At 69.5% G+C, this 6,481-nt stretch carries 6 protein-coding genes; 4 read left to right on the top strand and 2 right to left on the bottom strand.

Translation table 11 applies throughout. The features are described from left to right. Positions 1–96 precede the first annotated feature (96 nt). The gene (locus AXW62_RS06770) at positions 97–1,368 is read right to left on the bottom strand and encodes an extracellular solute-binding protein (RefSeq protein ID WP_060943675.1); all 1,272 of its coding nucleotides are present in this window, start codon (positions 1,366–1,368) and stop codon (positions 97–99) included. 262 nt (positions 1,369–1,630) lie between these two features. Here AXW62_RS06770 and AXW62_RS06765 point away from each other — a divergent pair, with 262 nt between their 5' ends. From AXW62_RS06765 to mctP, 3 genes are all read left to right on the top strand, one after another. Further along, the gene (locus AXW62_RS06765; RefSeq protein ID WP_060943674.1) at positions 1,631–2,425 is read left to right on the top strand and encodes a GntR family transcriptional regulator; all 795 of its coding nucleotides are present in this window, start codon (positions 1,631–1,633) and stop codon (positions 2,423–2,425) included. A gap of 451 nt (positions 2,426–2,876) precedes the next feature. Beyond that, on the top strand, positions 2,877–3,137 hold the full coding sequence (locus AXW62_RS06760; RefSeq protein WP_030823073.1) for a DUF3311 domain-containing protein: 261 nt from the start codon (positions 2,877–2,879) through the stop codon (positions 3,135–3,137). Further along, on the top strand, positions 3,134–4,747 hold the full coding sequence (gene mctP, locus AXW62_RS06755; protein WP_060943673.1) for a monocarboxylate uptake permease MctP: 1,614 nt from the start codon (positions 3,134–3,136) through the stop codon (positions 4,745–4,747). The genes AXW62_RS06760 and mctP overlap by 4 nt, the downstream gene beginning before the upstream one ends. 184 nt (positions 4,748–4,931) lie before the next feature. Here mctP and AXW62_RS06750 read toward each other — a convergent pair whose 3' ends face one another. Further along, the gene (locus AXW62_RS06750) at positions 4,932–5,585 is read right to left on the bottom strand and encodes a hypothetical protein (RefSeq protein ID WP_060943672.1); all 654 of its coding nucleotides are present in this window, start codon (positions 5,583–5,585) and stop codon (positions 4,932–4,934) included. A 229-nt stretch (positions 5,586–5,814) separates the two neighbouring features. Between AXW62_RS06750 and AXW62_RS06745 the strand changes: the two genes are divergently transcribed. Beyond that, positions 5,815–6,480 (top strand): hypothetical protein, encoded by a 666-nt coding sequence (locus AXW62_RS06745; RefSeq protein WP_143712729.1) that lies wholly within the window; start codon positions 5,815–5,817, stop codon positions 6,478–6,480. The last annotated feature ends 1 nt before the right edge of the window (position 6,481 follow it).

Genomic DNA, 6,481 nt, shown 5'->3' with positions numbered 1-6,481 from the left:
GGGCCACCGGGCCGGGGGCCGGCGGTGCCCCGCTCCGGCGGACCCCGGCCGCCGCCGGGCCGGGATCCTCGCGTTCGGTCGCCACGGCCATCGTGCTCAGTGCTCCTGGCTGAGGCGCTTGTTCATCTCGCCCTCGACCGACTTCGCGGCGGCGGCCGGTGACTTACCGTTCAGCACCGCGGTCATATAGGTCTTGATCGGGTTGGGGGCGTTCTCCACCGGGGCCCATTCGGGGATCAGCGGAGTGGTGCCGCCGCTCGCGGCGGCCGGCGCGGCGGCCTGGGCGGCGGGGTTGCCCTTGAGCTGCTCCTGGAGCGACTCCTTGTTGGGGATGACACCGCCCTCCTTGGCGAGCTGTCCCTCGTAGGTGTCATTGAGCGCGATCTTCAGGAACTCCTTGGCCAGCTCCTGCTTGTCGCTGCCCGCGGCGACGGCGAGGTTGGAGCCGCCGAGGAAGACGCCCTCCGGCTTGCCGGCGGTCTCACCCGGGATGGTGAAGTAGCCGATGTCCTTCTCGATCTTCGGGTTGGCCTTGATCGCGACACCGGCCTCCCAGGGCATGCCGATGAAGGCGCCGGTCCTGCCCTTGGCGAAGACCTCGCCCTGCTGCGGGGTGGCCTCGTCCTTGTCCTTGGGGGCCTGGCTGAAGGACTGGTACTGCTTGTAGATGTCCATGGCCTTGCCGACCTTGGGGTCGGCGAGGTTGGAGACCCACTTGTCGCCACTCTTCTTGACGAGGTCGGCGCCGGTGCCGATGGTCAGCCCGTCGAAGAAGTACCAGTTCTGGCCCGGGAGGTAGATCGGCTCGGCGTCGGTCTTCTTCTTGATGGCGTCGAGGTCACGGAAGAACTCGGTACGGGTCTTGGGGGTGTCCTTGATCCCGGCCTCGGCCCAGATCTTCTTGTTGTAGACGACGACCCGGTTGGACGCGTACCACGGCGCCGCGTACTGCTTGCCGTCGTAGACCGCGGACTTGTTGAGGGACTCCGCCCAGTCGGCGCCGATCGACTTCTTGAGGTCGCCCAGCTCGGCCAGTCCGCCGGCCTGCGCGTAGGAGGGGGTCTGGGTATTGCCGATCTCCAGCACGTCCGGCGGGTCGGATTCCGAGAGCGCCGTGGTCACCTTCTGCTGAATGCCGTTCCACTGCTGGGTCTCGATCTTCAGCGTGGCGCCGGTCTTCTTCTCAAAAGCGGCCTTGACATCCTTCGTCCAGCCGTCGGGCGCGGAGCCGTCCATCGCCCAGACGGTCAGCGTCTGCCCCTTAAAACCATCCGCTCCGGCCTTGTCGTCGTCGCCGTCGGACCCACAGGCCGCGACGGATACCAGCATTGCCGCGACACCCGTCGCCGCTATGAGCCCACGCTTCACAGCACTCTCCTCACAAGGACCGGATCAGGGTTTAATGGTCCAGACCAGTGCCCCGCAGCTTGGCCTAGACCTTTAGGGGTGTCAAGGGTGTATAAGAGTCACCGTGGGCTCCGTTACCGGACCGACACCTCCCGACATCCGGACCGAGGAATCGCCCGGAGCCGGGACCGTGCCACGATGTGAGGCGCTGAATTCTTCAAAAGACCGGTGACGGCGACAGACGCCGGTGACGGCGGCGGACCAGGAGTCGGAAGGGCGCGCGATGGAGACCGACGGGGCAACGGCGGCAGCGGCGGCCACCACGGCGGCCGAGAGCGGCGGCAACGGCTCCGGCGGGGCGCGCACCGCACGCGTCCCGAAGTACTACCACCTCAAGCGCCACTTGCTGGAGATGACCGAGACCCTGCCACCCGGCACCCCGGTCCCCCCGGAGCGCACCCTGGCCGCCGAGTTCGACACCTCGCGCACCACCGTGCGCCAGGCGCTCCAGGAACTGGTCGTCGAGGGGCGCCTGGAGCGGATCCAGGGCAAGGGCACCTTCGTGGCCAAGCCGAAGGTCTCCCAGGCGCTGCAACTCACCTCGTACACCGAGGACATGAAGGCCCAAGGCCTGGAGCCCACCTCCCAGCTGCTGGACATCGGCTACGTCACCGCCGACGACCGGCTCTCCGGGCTGCTGGACATCGCCACCGGCGGGCGGGTGCTGCGCATCGAGCGGCTCCGGCTGGCCAGCGGTGAGCCGATGGCGATCGAGACCACCCACCTGTCCGCCAAGCGCTTCCCCGCGCTGCGCCGCAGCCTGGTCAAGTACACCTCGCTCTACACGGCGCTGGCCGAGGTCTACGACGTCCGGCTGGCCGAGGCCGAGGAGACGATCGAGACCTCGCTGGCCACCCCGCGCGAGGCCGGGCTGCTGGGCACCGACGTGGGGCTGCCGATGCTGCTGCTCTCGCGCCACTCGCGGGACGCGTCCGGGGAGCCGGTGGAGTGGGTGCGGTCGGTCTACCGCGGGGACCGCTACAAGTTCGTGGCCCGGCTGCAGCGGCCGCACGGCTGAGCGCCGAGCCGCGCTACGGCGATCGGCCGGGCCTTCCCCGCGCCTGAAGCCGGGCCCTCCCTGCGCCTGAAGCGGCGGGCCGCACCACGGCCGGGTACCGAGCCGCGCTACGCCAGAGGGCCTCAGCCGCAGTACGGCCGGACACCGAGCGGCCCTACGGCCGAGCGCGGAGCGGCCCTACGGCCGGACGCCGAGCGGCCCTACGGCTGGGCGCTGAGCGGCCTTACAGCTGGGCGCTGAGCGGCCTTACGGCTGGGCGCCGAGCGGCCCTACCGCCGGACGCCGAGCCGCGCCCCGGCCGGGGCGCACCGCGGCTGACCGGCTTACTTTCTCATTTCGATATACGGACGGGTAGTGACTGCCGCCCGGCCCCGGGCTTAGATTTCCTGCGCATTGCACAAATGATCAGCTGTGACGCAGGTGATGAGCCGAGGGGACGGGAGCCCGCCACATGTCAGACACGTCCACCGCACCGGGCAGGAGACCGGTCGTCACGCCGCCGCGCGTCCTGGCCGCTCTCTGCCTGATCGCACCCTTCGTCGGGATGCTCTGGGTCGGCTCGTACGCCAAAGTCGAGCCGACCTTCATCGGGATCCCGTTCTTCTACTGGTACCAGATGCTCTGGGTGCCGGTCTCGGCCGCCCTGACCTCGGTCGCCTACGTCCTGGTCCGCCGCGAGCAGCGGGCGCGCAAGGGGGGTGACGGGGCATGAACGACGGAGTGAACGGCGTCGCACTCGCCGTCTTCATCTTCTTCTTCGTCGTCGTCACGGTCATGGGGTTCCTGGCCGCGCGCTGGCGTGCCGCCGAGAACGCCAACAACCTCGACGAATGGGGGCTGGGCGGCCGCAGCTTCGGCACCTGGATCACCTGGTTCCTGCTCGGCGGCGACCTCTACACCGCGTACACCTTCGTCGCCGTCCCGGCGGCGATCTACGCGGCGGGCGCGTCCGGTTTCTTCGCGGTCCCGTACACCATCCTGGTCTACCCGCTGATCTTCACCTTCCTGCCCCGGCTGTGGTCGGTGTCGCACAAGCACGGGTACGTCACCACCTCGGACTTCGTCCGCGGCCGGTTCGGCTCCAAGGGGCTCTCGCTGGCCGTCGCGATCACCGGCATCCTCGCCACCATGCCGTACATCGCCCTCCAGCTCGTCGGCATCCAGGCGGTGCTGGACGTGATGGGCGTCGGCGGCGGGGAGAACACCAACTGGTTCATCAAGGACCTGCCGCTGCTGATCGCCTTCGGTGTGCTCGCGGCGTACACCTACTCCTCGGGTCTGCGTGCCCCCGCGCTCATCGCCTTCGTCAAGGACACCCTGATCTACATCGTCATCGCGGTGGCGATCATCTACATCCCGATCAAGCTGGGCGGCTTCGACGACATCTTCAGCGCGGCGAGCGACAAGTTCACCAAGGCCGGCGCGGGCGCGATCGCGCCCGGCGCGGAGGGCCAGTGGGCGTACGGCACCCTGGCCCTGGGCTCGGCGCTCGCCCTGTTCATGTATCCACACTCGATCACCGCCACGCTCTCCAGCCGCAGCCGTGAGGTGATCCGCCGCAACACCACGATCCTGCCGCTGTACTCGCTGATGCTGGGGCTGCTGGCGCTGCTCGGCTTCATGGCCATCGCCGCCGGGGTGAAGGTCGACAACGGCCAGCTGGCCATCCCGCAGCTCTTCGAGGACATGTTCCCCGACTGGTTCACGGGCATCGCCTTCGCCGCGATCGGCATCGGCGCCCTCGTCCCGGCGGCCATCATGTCGATCGCCGCGGCGAACCTCTTCACCCGCAACATCTACAAGGACTTCCTGCGGCCGAACGCCTCGGCCGAGGAGGAGACCAAGGTCTCCAAGCTGGTCTCGCTGCTGGTGAAGGTCGGCGCGCTGATCTTCGTGCTGGGCATGGACAAGACCGTCGCGATCAACTTCCAGCTGCTGGGCGGCATCTGGATCCTCCAGACCTTCCCGGCCCTGGTGGGCGGCCTGTTCACCCGCTGGTTCCACCGCTGGGCGCTGCTGGCGGGCTGGGCGGTCGGCATGGTCTACGGCACGTGGAAGGCGTACGACACCCCGAGCGGCGCCCAGAGGCACTTCGGCAACACCGCCGACATCCCCGGCATCGGGGAGATCGGCTACATCGGCTTCACCGCCATCGTGCTCAACGTGCTGGTGACCGTCGTGCTGACGGTGGTGCTGCGCGCGCTCAAGGCGCCCGACGGCATCGACGAGACCACCGCCGCCGACTACACGGCGGACGCGGGCGACCCGGGCGTCCAGGTCGACCTCCCGCCCGCCACGGCGGGCTCCCCGGGCGGCCACTGACGCCTGGCGGCGGGCCGCGCGGATCGCCCGGTCCTCGCGGATCGCCCGGCTTGCTTGGCTTGCTTGGCTTGCTTGGCTTGCTTGGCTTGCTTGGCTTGCTTGGCGAACGGGCCGCCGGCTCCCCTCGCGGGGGCCGGCGGCCCGTATCTGTGGTCGCGGGGTACCGGGGTGCCGGGCGCGGGGCTTACGGGTGGTACTTCTCCTCGACCGTCTCGGCACCGGCGGACTTGGTGCTCAAGGTGACGCGGACGGTCACGCTGCCGGTCTTCGCGGCCTTCTCCAGATCGTCCGCGGTGCACTTCGTGGTGCCGTAGCCGTCCTCGCCGAGGGCCACATGGCCGGACTCCTCGCCGCAGATCGCGGCCGCGCCGAAGATCTGGGTGGCGTTGGAGATGAAGAACGCCTGGTCGGTGCTGCCGTCGTCGGGGTGGACGATCAGCTTGCCGGGCGCGAGGTACTGCAGCTTGCCGACGTACGTGTGGTGGTTGCCCGCGTTGGCGACGCCGCCGCCGGAGGAGGCGGACCCACCACCGGTGCCGCCGCCGTTCTGGCCCTGCGAGCCGGAGCTGTCCGAGGAGGAACCGCCCGTCGAAGAGCCCTCCTTGGCGGTGCCGCCCGTGGAGGAGCCCCCCTTGGCGGAGCCGCCCGTGGACGGGGCCGAGGCCGAGGCGTCCTGCGAGGCGGACGCGGCGGAGGAGCTCGAGGAACCGGCGGACTCCGAGTCGTCGGGACCGCATGCCGTCGCCCCGAGGCCCAGCGCCGCGGCGGCGACGATGGCGGCGGCGATGCGGCGGCCGGCACGGCCGCGGAAGCGCTTGGTGGTGGTGGCGGTGTTCATGGTGGTGCTCCTGTTGTTTCTGTTCTCTCGTCTCGCTCCCGGACGAACATCAGCTTCGGAGATCGGCTTGGCGTTCTGCTAACGGACGGCTAATGCGCTGGTGACAGGGGGATCAGCGGGGTCGCGGCCCCGTCCGGATGGGGCCCGTCCGGGTGAGTACGGATACCTACGCCGCGATGAGTGACGGCGCGGATCCGGCCCGCCGGGACCGCGACCTACTGTCCGGTACATGACCGAGAGCGAGGTTGCCGCCGGAAAGAGCGGCGGCGGGTGCGGAGCCGGGTGTGCCAGTGTGGTGGGTCTGCTGCTGGCCGTGGCCATGGCCGTGCTCGCGTACGCGAGCACGGATTCGACCTATCCCGACGTCGACCCGGAGAAGAGGGCGCGCCGGCTCTCCGGTTACTCCCAGGACGCCTACGGCGCACTCGGCATCGACCGCACCCTCGAAGGCGGCTACGTCGACGTCTTCACCAACAACACCTTCGGGGCCGACGACTGCTACCCGGACGGCCTGTTCAGCTTCGCCGACCCGCCCGTGGACGGCGCGTACCGGCTGTACCAGGAGTGGACCCTGAGCAAGGTGCGCAAGGCGGACGCGCTCCCCGGCCTGCGCGGGGTGCGCGATCGCCTCAAAGCCAAGGGATGGCACGTCACGGAGTACGGCAAGAACGAGCAGATCGAGGAGTGGAGCGTAGAAGCGGAGCGCGACGGGGGCTACGCGATGAAGGTCAGCTGGGAACCGGAATACCAGCGGCTCTCCGGCTTCGTCAGCGCGTCCTGCGCGATGGACCCCGGCTGGCCGGAGAAGAAGCGGGAACAGGAGGAGGAGGACGGGTACAGCGGCTCGTACGACGGGCCGACCCTGAACTTCCCCCCGGCGCTCACCCCGGCCTGAT

It is taken from the genome of Streptomyces hygroscopicus subsp. hygroscopicus (assembly GCF_001553455.1).
GTDB classification, from domain to species: Bacteria; Actinomycetota; Actinomycetes; order Streptomycetales; family Streptomycetaceae; genus Streptomyces; species Streptomyces hygroscopicus.
The sequence above is the reverse complement of the archived record's forward strand: the minus strand, read 5'-3'. Positions and strand labels throughout refer to the sequence as shown.